This is a genomic window from Falsirhodobacter sp. alg1 (assembly GCF_000739715.2).
GTDB lineage: Bacteria > Pseudomonadota > Alphaproteobacteria > Rhodobacterales > Rhodobacteraceae > Falsirhodobacter.
Genome location: NZ_BBJC02000090.1, coordinates 1 through 530, shown reverse-complemented (window position 1 = coordinate 530; position 530 = coordinate 1). Strand labels below are relative to the sequence as shown.

Genomic DNA, 530 nt, shown 5'->3' with positions numbered 1-530 from the left:
TTGTCCCTTCGGCGGTTTTCACCCAGCCGGAGTTCGGCACCGTGGGCCTGTCGGAAGAGGCGGCGGCGCAGAACGGACCGATCGAGGTCTATACCGCCGCGTTCCACCCGATGCAGACCCTGTTTGCCGGGCGGCAGAATCGGGTGCTGATGAAGCTGGTGGTCTGTGCCGGAACCCGTGTGGTTCTGGGCTGTCATATCGTCGCACCCCATGCGGGTGAAATGATCCAGCTTGCAGGCATCGCAATCAAGATGGGCGCGACAAAAGAGGACTTTGACCGCACCGTAGCGGTGCATCCATCCATGTCCGAAGAACTGGTCACACTAAGAAAACCTGTCCGTAAAACTTGATTTCACGGGCTGAATGGCCAATTTTTGCATCGAACAGGGCGTTTGGCGGCAGGGCCGGATCACAGAATTCGGCAAAACGGGCGCGCGCCCCTTCGATCAGCGCGGGGTCGGCCAATGTACGGGCCGAAATCTCCCGCCCCGGATCGGCCACGCTGTCGTCGATGCGGCGCAGGCCATCCG

General features: G+C 61.1%; 1 protein-coding gene and 1 pseudogene. One reads left to right on the top strand and one right to left on the bottom strand.

Going from position 1 to position 530, the window contains the following annotated elements; genetic code table 11:
• Positions 1–350 (top strand): annotated as a pseudogene (locus TR36_RS14355) (NADPH-glutathione reductase); the annotation flags it as partial.
• Here TR36_RS14355 and TR36_RS15890 read toward each other — a convergent pair.
• Positions 319–530, bottom strand: a 212-nt coding sequence (locus tag TR36_RS15890) for a hypothetical protein (RefSeq protein WP_045394363.1), incomplete at its 5' end; no start/stop codon positions are given. The pseudogene TR36_RS14355 and the gene TR36_RS15890 overlap by 32 nt on opposite strands.